Origin of the sequence: Defluviimonas sp. D31 (genome assembly GCF_033436765.1) — a bacterium.
Classification (GTDB): Bacteria; Pseudomonadota; Alphaproteobacteria; order Rhodobacterales; family Rhodobacteraceae; genus Albidovulum.
In genome coordinates this window covers 212,467-229,297 of sequence record NZ_JAWQFN010000004.1, presented here as the reverse complement: position 1 = coordinate 229,297, position 16,831 = coordinate 212,467, and the positions used below count along the sequence as shown (strand labels likewise).

The following is a 16,831-nucleotide window of genomic DNA, read 5'->3' as shown; positions in this document are numbered from 1 at the left end:
CGCGTCCGGCGCGTATTGCCGCGCCTTCCAGAAGGTGGCGGAGGCCGAGGTCGCGGAGCTTCTCGAGTCCGCTGACGGGGGCGGCCGCCAGCGCGTCAGGACTTGCCTTGCGATCCATCTCCCGTGCTAGGCTTGCGCGGCGCGAAACCTATCGGCAGGGACGGGATATGCTACAGGAATTCAGGCAGTTCATCGCCCGCGGCAATGTCATGGACATGGCCGTCGGGATCATCATCGGCGCGGCGTTCACCGCGATCGTGACCTCGGTCGTCGAGGACCTGATCAACCCGATCATCTCGCTCTTCACCGGCGGGCTCGACTTTTCCGGCCTCGGCGTCCGGCTCGGCGAGGGCGAGGGGGCGGCGGTCTTCGGCTACGGCAACTTCATCATGGCGCTGATCAACTTCCTGATCATCGCCTGGGTCGTGTTCCTGCTCGTCAAGGGCGTCAACCGGGTCAAGGACGCGGTGATGAAGGCCGAGGAGGCGGCGCCGGCGCCGTCCGGGCCGACCGAGATCGAGCTTCTGACCGAGATCCGCGACGCGCTGAAGAAGGGCTGAGGGGAAGGACGCAAGGCGCTTGTCGTGATTGCGTGCCCGTCGGCGTCGCGTGCACCGCGTTTGTCCGTCGGGCTTCACGCCTTTGCGGGTTCGAAAAACGCGGCTAAAGTGCGGCCGCAGTGACGTTTGCTGCGGGTTTTTTGAGGAGAATTGGCTCGGGGCTCGCGCCGGGCAGCCGAAGCGATTGTTGGCAGATTTGGAGGATGATGATGATCCGTGCGATTTCAGTAGCGGCGTCCATGGCGCTTCTTGCGGGCGCCGCCTCGGGGCAGGAAGAGTATGATCTGGTCATTGTGGGCGCGCGCGTGGTCGATCCCGAAACGATGCTGGACCAGGTGCGCAATATCGGCATTACGGGCAATGAGATCGCCATCGTCACGCGCGACGCATCACCGGCGCGGATGAGATTGACGCCGGCGGGTTGATCGCCGCGCCGGGTTTCATCGACCTGCATGCGCACGGACAGGATCCCTACAGCGAGAAGGTTTCGATTTTCGACGGTCGAACGACGCAGATGGATCTGGAGGGCGGTGCCTTGCCGGTTTCGGCGTATTTCGACGCCAAGGCCGGGGTCTCGCTGTCCAACTATGGCGTGTCGGTCGGTCATTCCGGGGCCCGGCTGCTGCTGATGGACGGGATCGACCCGCTCGGCAGCCCGATGATGACCCATGCGCTGGAAAAGGCCGCGGCGACGGGTAACCAGTGGTCCATAAAGCTCGCCACGGACGACGAACTCGACGCGATCGACGATCTGGTCCGCCAGGGGGTTGAGGACGGTGGCGTGGGGATCGGCGTCATGGTCGGCTACTATCCCAACGCGCGCAGCGAGGGCATTGCGCGGATGGCACGGATCGCTGCCGAAACCGGGAGCTTCCTGACGACGCACCCGCGCTATCTCAGCAATATCGCGCCCAGCGGCGTGCTGGGGCAGGAATAGTTCATTGCCCTCGCACAAGCCTACGACGTGCCGCTGCTTCTGCACCATGTGCCCACGAACGCGCTGTCTGATACGCCGGCCGCGCTGGACATGATCGATGCCGCGAACGCCAACGGGGCGACGATCCTCGGCGAGGCGTTTCCCTATGTCAAAGGCTCAACCTTCATGGGAACCGAGATCCTGTCGCCCGGCTGGCAGGAACGAACGGGCATGGATTACAGCGATCTCATGTGGGTGGAGACCGGCGAGACGCTGACTGAGGAGACCTTCAACAAGTATCGCGCCGAGCGGCAGGACGGCTTCTTCCTGATGGAGCATATCAAGCAGAAGGACATGCTGGCGGCGGTGCTTCACCCGGACGTGATCATCGCAAGCGACGGCATGCCGCTTGTGGACGCGGATGGAAATTTCCTTCCCTTTGACGCGCCGTTCGGCGCCGGTCTTGGCCACCCGCGCAGCGCCGGAACCTACGGCACCTACCTTAGGATGGCAATTGATGACGGCAGCCTGACCATGCCGCAAATCATCGCCAAGACAGCCTTCCAGCAGGCGAAGTTTCTCGAACCGTTTGTTCCTTCGATGGCCAAGCGTGGACGTCTCCAGGCGGGCGCGGTCGCCGATATCACGATCTTCGATCCAGAAACCGTGAATGGCAGGGCGGGTTACGAGGTCGGGACGAACAGCCTCGCGTCGGAAGGTTTCGCGCATGTCATCGTCGGCGGGCAACCGGTCATCCGCAACGGCGAGCTGGTGCCAGACGTCCATCCCGGCGAAGCGGTGCGCGGCGGTCGCTAGCGGAACACGCCACGGCCAGACCCGACCCGGACCCGAAGCCGGCCAGCGCAGTATCGGCGGTGGCGCCGATCACCGCATTGTCAGGCGGGCAGACTTGCGCGCTTCCGGGCCTGCTCTTACCCTTCGCGCTCCGCTTTCCCCAAGCAGATGCCATCTGGGCGTCCCGACGCCGGATGCTTCGTCTAAGGAGGTCGATATGCGCGACAAGAAGCTGTGGATGGTCGTCACCATCCTTGCCGGCCTGGCTACCGGGCCCGTTTTTGCCGATACCGGATCCACCAAGGATGTCGTGATGAGCCACCTGCGGGGTGTCGGCCAGCTCGACGTGGACGAGGCGGTCGCGCCCTATGCTGACGACGCCACGCTCATCATGGCCGACAAGGTCTATCGCGGGTCCGCGGAAATCCGCGGCTTCTTCGAGGCCTTCTTCGCCGAGTTTTCCCAGGCCGACGTGTCCATGGAAACCGAAGCCCTCGTGTTCGAGGGAAACACAGCTTTCACGACGTGGAATGCCGAGTCGCCGAGCAATGTCTACGAGTTCGCTGCGGATACCTTCACGGTGCAGGACGGGAAGATCGTGAGCCATACGATGGCCGCCCGCATTACCCCCAAGTAACGGCGCGGGATCTGGCCAGTTTCGGCGGTTCCGGTCCCGGCGCCGGTCAGACGAAAGGGCGCGGCCCGAGAGGAAACGAAAAGGCCCGCCGGGGGCGGGCCTTTGGTGCCGCGTGAGCGGCGATGTCAGATCTTCAGCGCGGCTTCGGCGGTGATCGTCTCGAGGCCGAGCGCCTCGCCCACGGCGGCGTAGGTGAGCTTGCCGGCGTGGACGTTGAGGCCGTTCAGGAGATGCACGTCGTCGGCGCAGGCCTGGCGCCAGCCCTTGTTGGCGAGCGCGAGCATGAACGGCATCGTCGCGTTGCCGAGCGCGATCGTCGAAGTGCGGGCGACGGCGCCCGGCATGTTGGCCACGCAGTAATGCATGATGCCGTCGACCTCGTAGACCGGGTCCTGGTGGGTCGTGGCGCGCGATGTCTCGAAGCAGCCGCCCTGGTCGATGGCGACGTCGACGAGCGCGGCGCCCGGCTTCATGATCGAAAGCTGCTTGCGCGAGATGAGCTTCGGCGCGGCGGCGCCGGGGATCAGAACCGCGCCGATCACCATGTCGGCCTGCGGCAGCAGCTCTTCCAGGAGGCCGGCCGACGAATAGCCGGTCTTGAACGTGCCGCCGAAGACGTCGTCGAGGTAGCGCAGGCGCGGCAGCGAGCGGTCGAGCACGGTGACATCCGCGCCCATGCCGGCCGCGATCTTCGCCGCATGGGTGCCGACGACGCCGCCGCCGATCACGATGACCTTGGCCGGGCCGACGCCGGGCACGCCGCCCATCAGCACGCCGCGGCCGCCATTGGCCTTCTGCAGCGTCCAGGCGCCGACCTGCGGCGCGAGACGGCCCGCGACCTCGGACATCGGCGCGAGGAGCGGCAGGCCGCCCGAGCGGTCGGTCACGGTCTCGTAGGCGATGCAGGTGGCACCGGAGGCGATGAGGTCGTGGGTCTGCTCCGGATCGGGCGCGAGGTGGAGGTAGGTGAAGAGGATCTGGCCCTCGCGCAGCATCTTGCGCTCGCCCGCCTGCGGCTCCTTCACCTTCACGATCATGTCGGCTTGGGCGAAGACATCGGCGGCGGCCGGCAGGATCGTCGCGCCGACCGCGGTGTAGTCGGCGTCAGCGAAGCCCGCGCCGAGGCCGGCGCCGGTCTCGATCACCACCTCGTGGCCATTCGCGATGGCCTCGCCCGCGGCGTTCGGCGTCATGCCGACGCGAAATTCCTGCGGCTTGATCTCCTTGGGGCATCCGATCTTCATGGGGTCCTCCCGTAATATTCCTGCCCGGAAGGATGGCTCGGGCGGCATGAAATTGCTTTGACATTTTTCTGGTCATTCGACCCCTTGTTCGTGATAGATTCGATGAAGATGAAGTTTCTTCGAAGGATCTTGCGCGGATATGCAACTCGACGCGACGGACAGACGAATCCTGACGGTTCTGCAGAAGCAGGGGCGGATCACCAATGCCGAGCTGTCCGAGCAGGTGAACCTCTCGCCCTCGGCCTGTCACCGGAGGGTGCAGCGGCTCGAGGAGGAGGGCTATATCGACGGCTTCGTGGCGCTTCTGAACGCGCGCAAGCTGAAGCGGCCGACCACGGTCTTCGTCGAGATCACGCTCTCGGGCCAGGCCGACGAGGTGCTGGAGGAGTTCGAGCGGGCGGTGAAGCTGGTGCCGGACATCCTCGAATGCCACCTGATGGCGGGGTCGGCGGATTATCTTCTCAAGGTCGTGGCCGAGGATACCGAGGATTTCGCCCGCATCCACCGCCAGTTCCTTGCCCGGCTGCCGGGGGTCGCGCAGATGCATTCTTCCTTCGCGCTCCGGACGGTGCGGCAGACGACGGCGATCCCGGTCTGAGGTCGTCGTTCAGTCGCTCCCCGGCCCGAAACGCCGTGGCATGACGCGGCCACTTTCATGGGCCTGACCGTCTCGTATCAGCAGGCTTGAGAAAGTTTCGCTGGCGGCAATTCGGATCAGAAGGTTTGAGACAGTTTCGCTGGTGGCGATTCGGGCGGGCGGGAAGAAAAGCACTGTGCCGACGAGAATTTGAAGCACGACGACGATGTTGAGCCAGGTGCGGAACGGTTCTTTTTTGGTCTTATGCCGCAATCGGTATTGCGCGAGTTTCGCGCCGCCGCCACCGAAAAACGCGGCGAGCAACAGAGTTTGCTCGGAGATACGCCAGTCGCCGGTTCGCGCCCTTTTCTTGTCTATGGCGAACAAGAGGTAGGAAAATGCGTTCGTGACCCCGAGAACCCCGACGATCCAGGGCACTAATTCCACGAATGCACCCATCAACCGCGCAGGCCGGTTTCTTCGAGGAGGCCCATGCGCTTAGCCTCGTAGTAATAGCCCTTCCGGTACCACATCACCGCCCGGTCGCGGTTGCCGCGCGAGACGAGCCAGGCGCCGCGCAGGTATTTGCCGGCGTAGCGCAGGTTGGTCTCGGCATCGAGCAGCCCCGCGGGGCGGCCGCGGTAACCCATCGTGCGGGCGGTCTGGGGATGGATCTGCATCAGCCCGTAATAGGGGCCGTTGCGCGCTTCGGGGTTGTAGCCACTTTCGGCCCGCACGACGCGGTGGAGCAGGTCCTCAGGCATGTCGTAGATGCGGGCGTATTTCGAGATCAGGCGGTTGACCTCGGCGTTGCCCTGCGGGCCGTCGGCCCGGTGGCGGTGGCGCCGGGAGCCGCAGCCGGCGAGGCCGGCGAGGAGGAGCGCCAGGGCGGCGCGGCGGGGCAGGTCTGTCATCGGGGTCTCCTTCCGTCGCGATGTGGTAGCCGAGTGGCGCGGCGGGGGGAAGGGGGCGGGGGGCTGGATGGGCGCGGGGCGCGTTTTGGTGTATGTTTCCCGCGCGGCGCCGGCGCGGACGTGCCGCTGTGCCGCCTGAAAAGGGGGGCAAGACATGGCTTATGTGGACTGGGAAATCCGGGGGCCGAAGATCGCCGGGTGCAGCTGCGACTACGGCTGCCCGTGCGAGTTCAACGGGCGGCCGAGCCGGGGCTATTGCCGGGGCGTCGAGGCGCATCTGATCGAGAAGGGGCATTTCGGCGATGTGCCGCTCGACGGGCTGGTGGTCGCGGCCTGGTATCGCTGGCCCGGCGCGGTGCACGAGGGCGGGGGCGAGGTCCAGGGCTTCATCGACAAGCGCGCGAGCCCGGAACAGGTCGAGGCGCTGTTCAAGATCCTCGGCGGCGAGGAGCAGGAGCCGACCACGATGTTCAACATTTACGGCTCGACGATGGAGAAGGAGTTCGATCCGGTCTTTGAGGAGATCAGCTTTTCCTGCGACATGGCGGCGCGGAAGGGCTCGTTCCGGGTGGGCGACATGCTGCGGCTCGACATCGAGCCGATCCGCAACCCGGTGACGGGCAAGCCGCACCGGGCACGGATCGTGCTGCCGGAGGGGTTCGAGTTCTCGCAAGCCGAGATGGGCAGCGCGGACCTGAACGTGAAGGTCGAGGGGCTGGCCGATTTCGGGCATGACAAGTGCTACGGCGCGCTGTTCCATGCGGCCTATGGGCCGCGGGGGATCATCCGCGGCGCGGCCTGACGCGGCGATGCTCGTCGCCTTCGAGAGGCTGGCGCGGGACGGGCGGCCGGTACTGCTGTCGGCGCTCGGGCTGATCTTCGCCATCGCGGCGCTCTGGGTGCTCTGGGGCGCGGGTATGGGCATGACCGCCTGGGACATGACCCGGGCGGCGCTCTTTCCGCATCTTCTCCGGTTCGAGGCCGAGACCGGAATGGAGATGGGCCGCAATCTCGCCGGGCCGGCGGGGTGGAACCTGCGCTACGTCGCGCTGATGGCGTTGATGTGGTGGGCGATGATGATCGCGATGATGCTGCCCTCGGCGCTCCCGATGATCCTGATCCATGCCCGCGTGGTGGCGCGCGGCCGGGCGCGCGGCCACGCGATGCGCGCGGCGCCGGGCTGGTTCGCGGCGGGCTACCTCGCGGTCTGGCTCGGCTTTTCCGTCGCGGCGGCGCTGCTGCAGCTCGGGCTGGTCGAGGCCGGGCTGATCTCGGGCATGATGCTCTGGTCGGAGAGCCGCTGGCTCTCGGCCGGGCTTCTGGTGCTGGCCGCCGGCTACCAGGTCTCGGGGCTGAAATACCGCTGCCTCGTCGAGTGCCGCTCGCCGATGGAGTTCCTCGCGCGGCACTGGCGGGACGGGGCGTGGGGCGCGTTCAGCATGGGGTTTCGCCACGGCGCCTTCTGCCTCGGCTGCTGCTGGCCGCTGATGCTTCTTCTCTTCGTCGGCGGGGTGATGAACCTCTTCTGGATCGCGGCGCTGGCGCTCCTGGTGCTGGTCGAGAAGCTCGCGGGGCCGGGCGTGGCGGTGGGGCGGATCACGGGCGGGCTGCTTCTCGTTTGGGCCCTGGCCACGCTCGCGGTCTGAAAGGGGTAACGAAAAACCCCCGGGCGCTGCCTCGGGGGTCCTCGTCTTTGCGGGGTTGCCCCCGCCAGCAATTCCAGTCGCCTCAGAGAGCGCCTTCGCGCTGGGCCTTCTTGCGCGCCAGTTTACGGGCACGGCGAACGGCCTCAGCCTTCTCGCGCGCTTTCTTGACGGAGGGTTTCTCGAAATGCTGCTTGAGCTTCATCTCGCGGAATACCCCCTCGCGCTGAAGTTTCTTCTTCAGAGCACGAAGCGCCTGTTCGACGTTGTTGTCGCGAACGCTGACCTGCATGTGGTTGTCACCACCTTCCTAAGTTAGAGTTGCAATCGGTTGCAGGAAGCGCCCCTATAGCAAAGCCGCCCGGTTTTGTCTATGGGAAGGCGATCGGGGGCGGAGCGCATGGAAAACAACGGCTTGGATATTGGATCGGCGCCGGACCGGCTTCTGGACGCGGCACTTTGCCATGTCGCCTTCGATGGCTGGTCGGAACTGACCTTCCGCGCCGCGGCGGAGGATTCGGGGATCGGCGTGGACCTGGCGCGGGTGGTCTGCCCGCGCGGGGCGCTCGACCTCGCCGCCGCCTATCACCGGCGCGGAGACCGGCTGATGGCGGCGGCCTACATGGCGAGCGATCTGACCGGGCTCAAGATCCGCGAGCGGGTGGCGCTGGCGGTGCGGCTTCGGCTCGAGGCGACCGACCGCGAGGCGGTCAGGCGCGGCGCGGCCCTCTTCGCGCTGCCGCAGCATGCGGCGGAGGGGGCGGCGCTGATCTGGGGCACGGCGGATGCGATCTGGCACGCGCTCGGCGACACGTCTGACGACATCAACTGGTATTCGAAGCGCGCGACGCTCGCGGCGGTCTATTCGGCGGTAGTGCTCTACTGGCTCGGCGACGAGAGCGAGGGCCATGCGGCGAGCTGGGAGTTCCTCGACCGCCGGGTCGAGGACGTGATGCGGTTCGAGAAGTTCAAGGCGCGGGTGCGCGAGATGCCGGTGCTCGGTGCGGCGCTCGCGGGGCCGCTGAAGGCGCTGGGGCGGATCAAGCGGCCGGACGGCGCGCCGCGCGACCTGCCGGGACGGATCGGGGAAGGGGAGAGGACATGACGCTGCCGAAGACGATGCGGGCGGTCGAGATTTCGAAGCCGGGCGGGCCGGAGGTGCTGCAGCTGATCGAGGCGCCGGTGCCGGTGCCGGGGCCGGGGCAGATCCTGATCGAGGTCGCCTATGCCGGCGTGAACCGCCCCGACGCCCTGCAGCGCGCGGGCGCCTATGCGCCGCCGCCCTCTGCCTCGCCGCTGCCGGGGCTGGAGGCGTCGGGCCGCGTGGCCGCGCTCGGGCCGGATGTCGCGGGCTGGAAGGTCGGCGACGCGGTCTGCGCGCTCCTGCCGGGCGGCGGCTATGCCGAGTACGTCGTGACGCCCGCCGCCCATGCGCTGCCGGTGCCGGCCGGCATGGAGCTGCGCGAGGCGGCCTGCCTGCCCGAGACCTGCTACACGGTCTGGTCGAACGTCTTCCAGCGCGGCGGGCTGAAGGCGGGCGAGGTCTTCCTTGTCCATGGCGGCTCCTCCGGCATCGGCACGACGGCGATCCAGATCGCCTCCGCGCTCGGCGCGCGGGTCTTCACCACCGCCGGATCGGCGGAAAAGTGCAGGGTCTGCGAGGAGCTGGGCGCCGAGCACGCGGTCAACTACCGCGAGGCGGATTTCGTCGAAGCGGTGCGCGCGGCGGGTGGGGCCGACCTGATCCTCGACATGGTCGGCGGCGACTACATCCCGCGCAACGTCAAGGCCCTGGCCGATGACGGGCGGCTGGTGCAGATCGCCTTCCTGTCGGGGCCGAAGGTGGAGCTGAACTTCGCCCAGGTGATGACCCGGCGGCTGACGATCACCGGATCGACCCTGCGCCCGCAGAGCGACCTCGCCAAGGCGCGGATCGCGGAAGACCTGCGCGCCCATGTCTGGCCGCTGATCGAGGCCGGGCGGGTGCGCGTGGTGATGGATTCGGAATATCCGCTCGCCGAGGCCGCCGAGGCGCACCGGCGGATCGAAAGCTCCGGCCATATCGGCAAGATCGTGTTGAAGGTGAGCTGATCGGCGCCCGCGACGATTCCGCACGTGCAATCCTCGCGGAAGGGCGTTACGCTGCGGCGCAGCAATGACGACGCGCATCGGGGGACGAAATGACAGGCAAGGTCATCGCGGTCGTTCAGCAGAAGGGCGGGTCTGGCAAGACCACGCTCGCCGTCAACATGGCCGTCGCCGCCGCGCGGCGGGGGCTGAAGGTGGCGCTTCTGGACACCGATCCGCAGGGCTCGCTCGGGCGCTGGTTCATGACGCGGCGCGAGCGGCTCGGCGAGGCGGGGCTGGAGTTCTCCACCTCCTCGGCCTGGGGTGTCTCCTACGAATGCGAGAAGCTGAAGCGCGATGTCGATCTCGTCATCGTCGACACCCCGCCCAAGGTCGATGCCGACCTCAGGCCGGCCTTGCGCGAGGCCGACCTGGTTCTGGTGCCGGTCGCCTCGTCGCATGTCGATCTCTGGGCGACGGACGGCGTGCTCGACCTCGCCGCGCGCGAGCACAAGCGCGCCTGGCTGGTGCTCAACCGCACCCGCGCCGGGACGCGGCTGAGCGAGGACGTGGCGCGGGCGGCTGCCGAACTGACGGCGGGCGTGACCGAGGCGCGGATCGCCAACCGGGTCGTCTATGCCGAGACGCTGGGCCTCGGCCTCGGCGCGGTCGAGGCGGGGCAGAAGGCGGCGCGGGTGGAGGTCGAGGCCTTCGCCGACGAGGTGATGGGGCTTCTCGCCGACTGACTTGCATCGTCCGCGCGCGGCCCCATATCGGTCGGGATCCCATACGCCGATGAAAGGTCGCGCCCGATGAAATGTCCCGCCTGCACCACCACCCTGACCATGGCCGAACGCTCCGGGGTCGAGATCGACTATTGCCCCAACTGCCGTGGCGTCTGGCTGGATCGCGGCGAGCTCGACAAGATCATCGAGCGCAGCGCCGCCGCCGCCGCGCCCGCGGTGGCGCTGAGCGAACCCCAGCGCCCGGTGGCGCGCGACGAGGACCGGCGTCATCGCGGCTCTGACGAGGGCCGGCGCTATCGCGACGAGGACGACGACCGGCGCTATCACAAGAAGAAACGCGAGAGCTTCCTGTCCGAGCTTTTCGATTTCTGATCGCGGTTTACAGTGGCCGGACCGGGCGCGATAGTTGTTCTGAACGCGCCCGGAACGGAGTGAGCCCATGCCGAAGATTGACAAGGAATTCACGGGTCAGACCGTGATAACGACATTCGAGATGACGCCCGGAACGGCGCAGGACCTGATGGACGAGCTCACCAACGCCTACCAGGAATTCATCCGCCACCAGCCGGGTTTCATCGGCGCCGGGCTGCACATGAACGACGCCCAGACCCGGATCGCCAACTACTCGCAATGGCGCGACCGCAAAGACTTCCAGGCGATGCTGCGCAGCCCCGAGATGCGCGAACGCAACCGCCGGATCTCGGCGCTCTGCTCGCGGTTCGAGCCGGTGATGTACGAGGTCGTCGAGGCGCTCGGCTGAGGTCCGCCGTCAGTAGCGAATCCTCAGGCCGAGTCGGAGCACGTCGACATCGGCGGAGGCCCTGGTCAGCCCGGCATTCGACATGTGGAAATAGCCGAGCGAGACGTCGAGCCGGTCATTCAGTTGCAGCCCGACGTCGAGGCCGGTACGGAACTGGATCGTTTCGTCGTCGAAGTTGGCTCCGTTCTGGCCGCTCTCGAACAGGGCGGTGCCGGTGTGCGGGGTCAGCGTGATCTTGTTCCACCGGAAATCCTTGCGCAGCCCGGCGGTGATATAGACACCGCCATCGCCGAAGACGCCGACGCCGTAGAGCGGCTGCAGCCCCCAGAACAGCTCCCTGTCGGGCAGGTAGTCGACCGACCAGTGGTTGCGGGAGCCGACGAGCGCGGTGGTGTCGTTGACCATGCCGCCGGAGATCAGCCAGCTTCCCCGGCTTTCGGCCGAAGCGGTGCCGGCTGCGGCGACGAGTGCCGCGATGAGAAGCGAAGTCGTCAATCGGGTCATGGCAGTGATTTCACCGGAAAAGTTGCCCATGAGCGGAATCATGCCACAGCGGTCCCTTCCCGAATATGGCGAAGATTCGGAAAAAACCGTTCTTGTGACGTGTGCGCCGCGGTTGGGGGCTACCCTTCCGCGCGCAGGATCGAGGTGATCGGGCCGATGCCGCTGTCGGCAGCGCCGGTATAGATGATCTTCACAATGTCTCCGGCGACCAGGTCGGGTGCGAGATCGGTCTTGTCGTCGAACTGCCAGACGGTCTTGTCATCGAGCACGATCACCCGGTCGACGCGGTCGAAGGCGAGGATCGTGCCGGTGGTCTCGTCGGCGATCGCGGGGGTGGCGAGAAGCAGGGGAAGGGCAAACAGCAACGTGCGCATGGGCATCACTCCGGGTAAACGCCGGGCGATGGTAGCATCCGCCGGGCGAGTCGGGCAGGGAATCGCGCGATCCCGCGAAACTCCGCCGGGGATCGCCCGCGCGCTTGCATGGCGGGCCCTTGCGGGACATAAGGCGCACGGCCCGTCCATCCTTTGACGGGCCGCAAAGCGGGCCGTTCGGGGGCGGTGAGACAGATGAAGACGGTTGCGGTCCTGATGTCGCTCATGGCGTTCCTCGTCGCGGGCTGCGCCGCGGCGCCCGACGCGGGCGGCGGCGCCGAGGTCGCGAAGCTGGCCGCGGGGATCCGGGCGCTTGGGCCCGAGGTGGACCCCGAGGAGGCGGCGCGGGCCGCCGAGATCGCCTATTCCTGGTCGCAGCATCTCGCGGTCGAATACGAGATCACCGATCCGCCGCTCGTCCACAACACCAAGGTCAACATGGGGCTGCGGCCGCGCGGGCTTTGCTGGCACTGGGCCGAGGACATGGAAAAGCGGCTGAAGCAGGAGAATTTCCGCACGCTGGAGATCCAGCGCGCCATCGCGACGCCGGACTTCCTCGGCATCGACCATTCGACCGCGCTGGTCAGCCTGCCGGGCGGCACGATCTACGACGGCATGGTGCTTGACCCCTGGCGGAACGGCGGCGAACTCTTCTGGTCGCCGACGCTGGCGGACCCGCGCTACAAGTGGCGCCCGCAGGGCGAGGTGCATGCCGAGAAGCGCCGGCTGGAGGTCGCGCGAGGCATGATCGCGGTCGGGGGCTGAGGCCGCAGCGCCGCGTCGGGACATGCGTTCGCCCGTTGCGCGGCGGCCGCCGTGTCGTGTAGCCTCGATACGATCCGGATCAGGTTTCGTGCCGCCATGCGCCCGCGCATCAAGATCGCCGAGGACAACTACTTCTCGACCTTTTCCGGCATGACGGAGACTCTGCCGACCGGGGTGAGCCTCGATCTGGACGGGGCGCTGCATATCTACTGTGGCGCCGACATCGCGACCTTCAACCCCTCGATCCTTTGCGCACCGGCAGTGCCCGCCGAGCGGCTCCTGCGACAAGCGTCGGCGTTCCACGACCAGCACCGCTCGCCCGCCTAGACGGTTGCGACCCGCGTGCCGGATGCGCCAATAACCGACGCGGCGCTCAACGGTCTTGGGTTCAGCTTCGGCTTCGATGTTCCGTTCATGGTCCTTGACGAGATTTCCGAGCCGGATGCGGCCGATGGTCTCGTGATCGAAAGGGTCACCGATATCGCCGGCCTGCGATGCCATTTCGAGATCGTCGCGCAGGCCTTCGAGACGCCGTTCGGCTGTTTCGGGCCGGTCTGCCACCCGGCGATCCTCGGCGAGCGGTTCGGCTTCTTCGTCGGTCGGTGCGACGGCGTTCCGGTCGCGACCGCGCTCTACGCGGTTTCGACCGGTGCGGGCGTGGCCTGCGCGGGCATCTACAATGTCTGCACCCTCGCGTCACACCGGGGGCGGGGGCTCGGCCGCGCGATGACCGCCCATGCGATGGACGCGGGCCGGCGCGAGCACGGATGTGTCGTCGCGGCCTTGCAGGCGTCGCCGATGGGGAGGCCGGTCTACGAGCGCATGGGGTTCCGCGAGGTCACGCGGTGGCACATGTGGCTCCCGCCGCGGTAAGCCGCGGCGGCTGGCCGTTGTCTCTGGCAGTTCCGGCCCGATCCTTGCGGATCGGGCGTTCGACGCTGACGACCTTCCCCTGGAAGGTCGTCCGGTCGCGTCTCACCCCTGCAGTGTCCGGACCCCGATCCCCTCGCCGCGGGCCTTGATCGCCTGCACGGCCGAGATCGAACCGGCGGCGGTTGTGTAATAGGGGATCTTGTCGTAGAGCGCGACGGCGCGGATCGAGCGGCTGTCCTCGATGGCCTGGCTCCCTTCGGTCGTGTTGAAGAGAAGCGCCACCTCGCCGTTCTTCAGGCGGTCGACGATGTGCAGCTTGCCCTCCTGCCGGCCCTCGTAGACCTTGTTCACGGTCTCCGAGTCGATGCCGTTCTCCGCCAGGAAGGCCGCAGTGCCGCGGGTGGCGATGATCTCGAAGCCCATCGACACGAGGTCGCGCGCGGCCGCGGCCATCTCTTGAGTCTTGTCCATGTCCTTGATCGAGATGAATACGCGGCCCGCTTCCGGCAGGTTCGTGCCGGCGCCGAGCTGGGCCTTGAGGAAGGCGAGCGCGAAGGTCCGGTCCCAGCCCATGACCTCGCCGGTGGAGCGCATCTCGGGCCCGAGGATCGTGTCGACGCCGGGGAAGCGGGCGAAGGGCATCACGGCCTCCTTCACCGAGTACCAGGGCGTGATCGGGTTCGCGAGCGTCAGGGGATCGGCATAGGGCAGGTCGGTGTCGGGGCCGACGCCTTGCGCGTAGGGGGCGCGCATCGGGAAGTTCGCCATCGGCTCGCCGGCCATGAGGCGGGCGGCGATGGAGGCGATGGCGCTGTCGGTGGCCTTGGCGACGAAGGGCACGGTGCGGCTCGCGCGGGGGTTCACTTCGAGGACGTAGATCGTGCCGTCCTTGATCGCGAACTGGACGTTCATCAGGCCCTTGACCTTCAGGGCGAGCGCCATCGCGACGGTCTGCCGCTTCAGCTCCTCGACGGTCCCGGCGGTGAGGTTGTGGGGCGGCAGGCAGCAGGCGCTGTCGCCGGAATGGACGCCGGCTTCCTCGATATGCTCCATGATGCCCGCGACATGCACCGTCTCGCCGTCCGAGAGCGCGTCGACATCGACCTCGATGGCGCCGGTGAGGTAGCTGTCGAGAAGCACCGGGTTCTTGCCCGAGACATCGACGGCATGGGTGATGTAGCGCTTGAGGTGGTCCATGTCGCGCACGATCTCCATCGCGCGGCCGCCAAGGACATAAGAGGGGCGGATCACCAGCGGGAAGCCGACGCGTTCTGCGATGGCGACGGCCTGCTCGTCGGACGAGGCGATGCCGTTCACCGGCTGTTTCAGACCGAGCTGGTTCAGGAGCTTCTGGAACCGCTCGCGGTCCTCGGCGAGGTCGATCGCATCCGGCGTGGTGCCGAGGATCGGGATGCCCTCGGCCTCGAGCGCGTTGGCGAGCTTCAAGGGCGTCTGGCCGCCGAACTGGACGATGACGCCGTGCAGCGTGCCGTTTTCCTGCTCGACGCGGAGGATCTCGAGGACATGCTCGAGCGTAAGGGGTTCAAAGTACAGCCGGTCGGAGGTGTCGTAGTCGGTCGACACGGTCTCCGGGTTGCAGTTGATCATGATCGTCTCGTAGCCCGCCTCGGTCAGCGCGAAGCAGGCGTGGCAGCAGCAGTAGTCGAACTCGATGCCCTGGCCGATCCGGTTCGGGCCGCCGCCGAGGATGACGACCTTTTTCGCATCGCTCGGCCGCGCCTCGCATTCCACGTCGCCCATCGCGGGGGCCTCATAGGTGGAATACATGTAGGGCGTCTGCGCCTCGAACTCGGCGCCGCAGGTGTCGATGCGCTTGAAGACGGCGGTGACGCCGAGCCGCTGGCGGGCGCGGCGGACCTGGCCCTCGTCGCGGCCGGTCAGCTTGGCGAGGCGGGCGTCGGTGAAGCCCATCATCTTGAGGCGGCGCAGACCGTGCTCGGTCACCGGCAGGCCGTCCTTGGCGATCCGGGCCTCTTCCTCGACGATCTCGCGGATGCGGGCGAGGAACCAGGGATCGAAGGCGGTGACGTTCTGGATCTCGTCGTCCGAAAGCCCGTGCCGCATGGCTTGCGCGATGAGCCGCATCCGGTCGGGGGTCTGGCCCGAGATCGCCTTGACGATGGCGGCATGGTCGGGCGCGCCCTCGATCTTGATCTCGTCGAAGCCGGTGAGGCCGGTTTCCATCGAGGCGAGCGCCTTCTGGAGCGATTCATGGATGGTGCGGCCGATCGCCATCGCCTCGCCCACCGACTTCATCGCGGTGGTGAGTTCGGGCTTGGAACCGGGGAACTTCTCGAAGGCGAAGCGCGGGATCTTGGTCACGACATAGTCGATGGTCGGCTCGAACGAGGCCGGGGTCACCTTGGTGATGTCGTTGTCGAGCTCGTCGAGCGTGTAGCCGACGGCGAGCTTCGCGGCGATCTTGGCGATCGGGAAGCCGGTGGCCTTCGAGGCCAGCGCCGAGGAGCGCGAGACGCGCGGGTTCATCTCGATCACGACCATGCGGCCGTCCTTGGGGTTGATCGCCCACTGGACGTTGGAGCCGCCGGTTTCGACCCCGATCTCGCGCAGCACGGCGATCGAGCCGTTGCGCATGATCTGGTATTCCTTGTCGGTCAGCGTCAGCGCCGGGGCAACGGTGATCGAATCGCCGGTGTGCACGCCCATCGGGTCGACGTTCTCGATCGAGCAGACGATGATGGCGTTGTCCGCCTTGTCGCGGACAACCTCCATCTCGTATTCCTTCCAGCCCAGAAGACTCTCGTCGACGAGGATCTGCGCCACCGGCGAGGCATCGAGGCCCGAGCGGCAGATGCGTTCGTAGTCGTCGCGGTTGTAGGCGACGCCGCCGCCGGTGCCGCCCAATGTGAAGGCGGGGCGGATGATCGCCGGCAGGCCGATGTCCTCGAGCGCGTCCATCGCCTCGGCGACGCCGGCGTTGACGTCGTACTTGCCGTTCTCTTTCTTCGGCGCCGCGATGATGGTCGCCTTCGGATTCTCCAGCCCGATCCGGTCCATCGCCTCGCGGAAGAGCTTGCGATCCTCCGCCATTTCAATCGCTTGCCGGTTGGCGCCGATGAGCTCGACATTGAACTTGTCGAGTACGCCCATGTCGGCGAGCGCCAGCGAGGTGTTGAGGCCGGTCTGTCCACCCATCGTCGGCAGGAGCGCGTCGGGGCGTTCCTTCTCGATGATCTTGGCGACGATCTCGGGGGTGATCGGCTCGATATAGGTGGCGTCGGCCATGCCGGGATCGGTCATGATCGTCGCGGGGTTGGAGTTCACCAGGATGACCCGGTAGCCTTCCTCGCGCAGAGCCTTGCAGGCCTGGGCGCCGGAATAGTCGAACTCGCAGGCCTGGCCAATGACGATGGGGCCGGCTCCGATGATCATGATGGACTTGATATCGGTTCTTTTCGGCATGGCGGCCCCCTT

General features: G+C 67.0%; 23 protein-coding genes. 16 read left to right on the top strand and 7 right to left on the bottom strand.

The window, feature by feature from the left end; genetic code table 11:
- Positions 1-167: 167 nt before the first annotated feature.
- The 5 genes from mscL to R5H32_RS09555 all read left to right on the top strand — a co-directional run bounded on the left by mscL (position 168) and on the right by R5H32_RS09555 (position 2,908).
- Complete coding sequence (gene mscL / locus R5H32_RS09575) at positions 168-560, top strand: large conductance mechanosensitive channel protein MscL (RefSeq protein WP_318338459.1); 393 nt, start codon at positions 168-170, stop codon at positions 558-560.
- A gap of 203 nt (positions 561-763) precedes the next feature.
- Complete coding sequence (locus R5H32_RS09570; RefSeq protein ID WP_318338458.1) at positions 764-985, top strand: hypothetical protein; 222 nt, start codon at positions 764-766, stop codon at positions 983-985.
- Positions 982-1,497 carry a hypothetical protein gene (locus R5H32_RS09565; protein ID WP_318338457.1) on the top strand — a complete coding sequence of 172 codons (516 nt, stop codon included), beginning with the start codon at positions 982-984 and terminating at the stop codon, positions 1,495-1,497. The genes R5H32_RS09570 and R5H32_RS09565 overlap by 4 nt, the downstream gene beginning before the upstream one ends.
- A gap of 27 nt (positions 1,498-1,524) precedes the next feature.
- Positions 1,525-2,292 (top strand): hypothetical protein, encoded by a 768-nt coding sequence (locus R5H32_RS09560; RefSeq protein ID WP_318338456.1) that lies wholly within the window; start codon positions 1,525-1,527, stop codon positions 2,290-2,292.
- Between the two features lie 196 nt (positions 2,293-2,488).
- On the top strand, positions 2,489-2,908 hold the full coding sequence (locus R5H32_RS09555) for a nuclear transport factor 2 family protein (RefSeq protein WP_318338455.1): 420 nt from the start codon (positions 2,489-2,491) through the stop codon (positions 2,906-2,908).
- A gap of 125 nt (positions 2,909-3,033) precedes the next feature.
- On the opposite strand, the gene ald is transcribed toward R5H32_RS09555, so the two are convergent.
- Positions 3,034-4,152 carry an alanine dehydrogenase gene (ald, locus tag R5H32_RS09550; protein WP_318338454.1) on the bottom strand — a complete coding sequence of 373 codons (1,119 nt, stop codon included), beginning with the start codon at positions 4,150-4,152 and terminating at the stop codon, positions 3,034-3,036.
- Positions 4,153-4,291: 139 nt separating this feature from the next.
- On the opposite strand from ald, the gene R5H32_RS09545 reads away from it, so the two are divergent.
- Positions 4,292-4,750: an Lrp/AsnC family transcriptional regulator gene (locus tag R5H32_RS09545; protein WP_318338453.1), complete on the top strand. Its 459-nt coding sequence runs from the start codon at positions 4,292-4,294 to the stop codon at positions 4,748-4,750.
- Positions 4,751-4,759: 9 nt separating this feature from the next.
- Here R5H32_RS09545 and R5H32_RS09540 read toward each other — a convergent pair whose 3' ends face one another.
- The gene (locus tag R5H32_RS09540; RefSeq protein ID WP_318338452.1) at positions 4,760-5,188 is read right to left on the bottom strand and encodes a DUF1294 domain-containing protein; all 429 of its coding nucleotides are present in this window, start codon (positions 5,186-5,188) and stop codon (positions 4,760-4,762) included.
- Positions 5,188-5,643, bottom strand: a complete 456-nt coding sequence (locus R5H32_RS09535; protein WP_318338451.1) for a lytic transglycosylase domain-containing protein — start codon at positions 5,641-5,643, stop codon at positions 5,188-5,190. The genes R5H32_RS09540 and R5H32_RS09535 overlap by 1 nt, the downstream gene beginning before the upstream one ends.
- A gap of 154 nt (positions 5,644-5,797) precedes the next feature.
- Here R5H32_RS09535 and R5H32_RS09530 point away from each other — a divergent pair, with 154 nt between their 5' ends.
- Both R5H32_RS09530 and R5H32_RS09525 read left to right on the top strand, forming a co-directional pair.
- Positions 5,798-6,445, top strand: coding sequence for a DUF1326 domain-containing protein (locus tag R5H32_RS09530; protein ID WP_318338450.1), 648 nt, complete (start codon positions 5,798-5,800; stop codon positions 6,443-6,445).
- Complete coding sequence (locus R5H32_RS09525; protein ID WP_318338449.1) at positions 6,402-7,289, top strand: DUF2182 domain-containing protein; 888 nt, start codon at positions 6,402-6,404, stop codon at positions 7,287-7,289. Before R5H32_RS09530 ends, R5H32_RS09525 begins: the two co-directional genes overlap by 44 nt.
- An 82-nt stretch (positions 7,290-7,371) precedes the next feature.
- Here the strand turns inward: R5H32_RS09525 and rpsU are convergent, their stop codons facing one another.
- Entirely contained in the window at positions 7,372-7,578 is a 207-nt protein-coding gene (gene rpsU, locus R5H32_RS09520; RefSeq protein ID WP_011748553.1) for a 30S ribosomal protein S21, read from the bottom strand.
- Positions 7,579-7,707: 129 nt separating this feature from the next.
- Here rpsU and R5H32_RS09515 point away from each other — a divergent pair, with 129 nt between their 5' ends.
- From R5H32_RS09515 to R5H32_RS09495, 5 genes are all read left to right on the top strand, one after another.
- A complete protein-coding gene (locus tag R5H32_RS09515) occupies positions 7,708-8,391 on the top strand; it encodes a COQ9 family protein (RefSeq protein WP_412099011.1) in 684 nt (227 codons plus the stop codon).
- Positions 8,388-9,377, top strand: a complete 990-nt coding sequence (locus tag R5H32_RS09510; RefSeq protein ID WP_318338447.1) for an NAD(P)H-quinone oxidoreductase — start codon at positions 8,388-8,390, stop codon at positions 9,375-9,377. Before R5H32_RS09515 ends, R5H32_RS09510 begins: the two co-directional genes overlap by 4 nt.
- 89 nt (positions 9,378-9,466) lie before the next feature.
- Positions 9,467-10,099 carry a ParA family partition ATPase gene (gene parA, locus R5H32_RS09505; protein ID WP_318338446.1) on the top strand — a complete coding sequence of 211 codons (633 nt, stop codon included), beginning with the start codon at positions 9,467-9,469 and terminating at the stop codon, positions 10,097-10,099.
- Between the two features lie 66 nt (positions 10,100-10,165).
- Positions 10,166-10,471 (top strand): zf-TFIIB domain-containing protein, encoded by a 306-nt coding sequence (locus R5H32_RS09500; RefSeq protein ID WP_318338445.1) that lies wholly within the window; start codon positions 10,166-10,168, stop codon positions 10,469-10,471.
- Positions 10,472-10,538: 67 nt separating this feature from the next.
- Positions 10,539-10,859: an antibiotic biosynthesis monooxygenase family protein gene (locus tag R5H32_RS09495; protein WP_318338444.1), complete on the top strand. Its 321-nt coding sequence runs from the start codon at positions 10,539-10,541 to the stop codon at positions 10,857-10,859.
- A gap of 9 nt (positions 10,860-10,868) precedes the next feature.
- Here the strand turns inward: R5H32_RS09495 and R5H32_RS09490 are convergent, their stop codons facing one another.
- Together R5H32_RS09490 and R5H32_RS09485 are read right to left on the bottom strand one after the other, a co-directional pair.
- The gene (locus R5H32_RS09490) at positions 10,869-11,363 is read right to left on the bottom strand and encodes an acyloxyacyl hydrolase (RefSeq protein WP_318338443.1); all 495 of its coding nucleotides are present in this window, start codon (positions 11,361-11,363) and stop codon (positions 10,869-10,871) included.
- Between the two features lie 119 nt (positions 11,364-11,482).
- On the bottom strand, positions 11,483-11,737 hold the full coding sequence (locus R5H32_RS09485) for a hypothetical protein (RefSeq protein ID WP_318338442.1): 255 nt from the start codon (positions 11,735-11,737) through the stop codon (positions 11,483-11,485).
- A 195-nt stretch (positions 11,738-11,932) separates the two neighbouring features.
- Here R5H32_RS09485 and R5H32_RS09480 point away from each other — a divergent pair, with 195 nt between their 5' ends.
- From R5H32_RS09480 to R5H32_RS09470, 3 genes are all read left to right on the top strand, one after another.
- Complete coding sequence (locus R5H32_RS09480) at positions 11,933-12,502, top strand: hypothetical protein (protein WP_318338441.1); 570 nt, start codon at positions 11,933-11,935, stop codon at positions 12,500-12,502.
- A 96-nt stretch (positions 12,503-12,598) separates the two neighbouring features.
- Positions 12,599-12,829: a hypothetical protein gene (locus tag R5H32_RS09475; RefSeq protein WP_318338440.1), complete on the top strand. Its 231-nt coding sequence runs from the start codon at positions 12,599-12,601 to the stop codon at positions 12,827-12,829.
- A gap of 15 nt (positions 12,830-12,844) precedes the next feature.
- Positions 12,845-13,375, top strand: a complete 531-nt coding sequence (locus R5H32_RS09470) for a GNAT family N-acetyltransferase (RefSeq protein WP_318338439.1) — start codon at positions 12,845-12,847, stop codon at positions 13,373-13,375.
- 102 nt (positions 13,376-13,477) lie between these two features.
- Here the strand turns inward: R5H32_RS09470 and carB are convergent, their stop codons facing one another.
- On the bottom strand, positions 13,478-16,819 hold the full coding sequence (gene carB / locus R5H32_RS09465; RefSeq protein ID WP_318338438.1) for a carbamoyl-phosphate synthase large subunit: 3,342 nt from the start codon (positions 16,817-16,819) through the stop codon (positions 13,478-13,480).
- Positions 16,820-16,831: the final 12 nt, after the last annotated feature.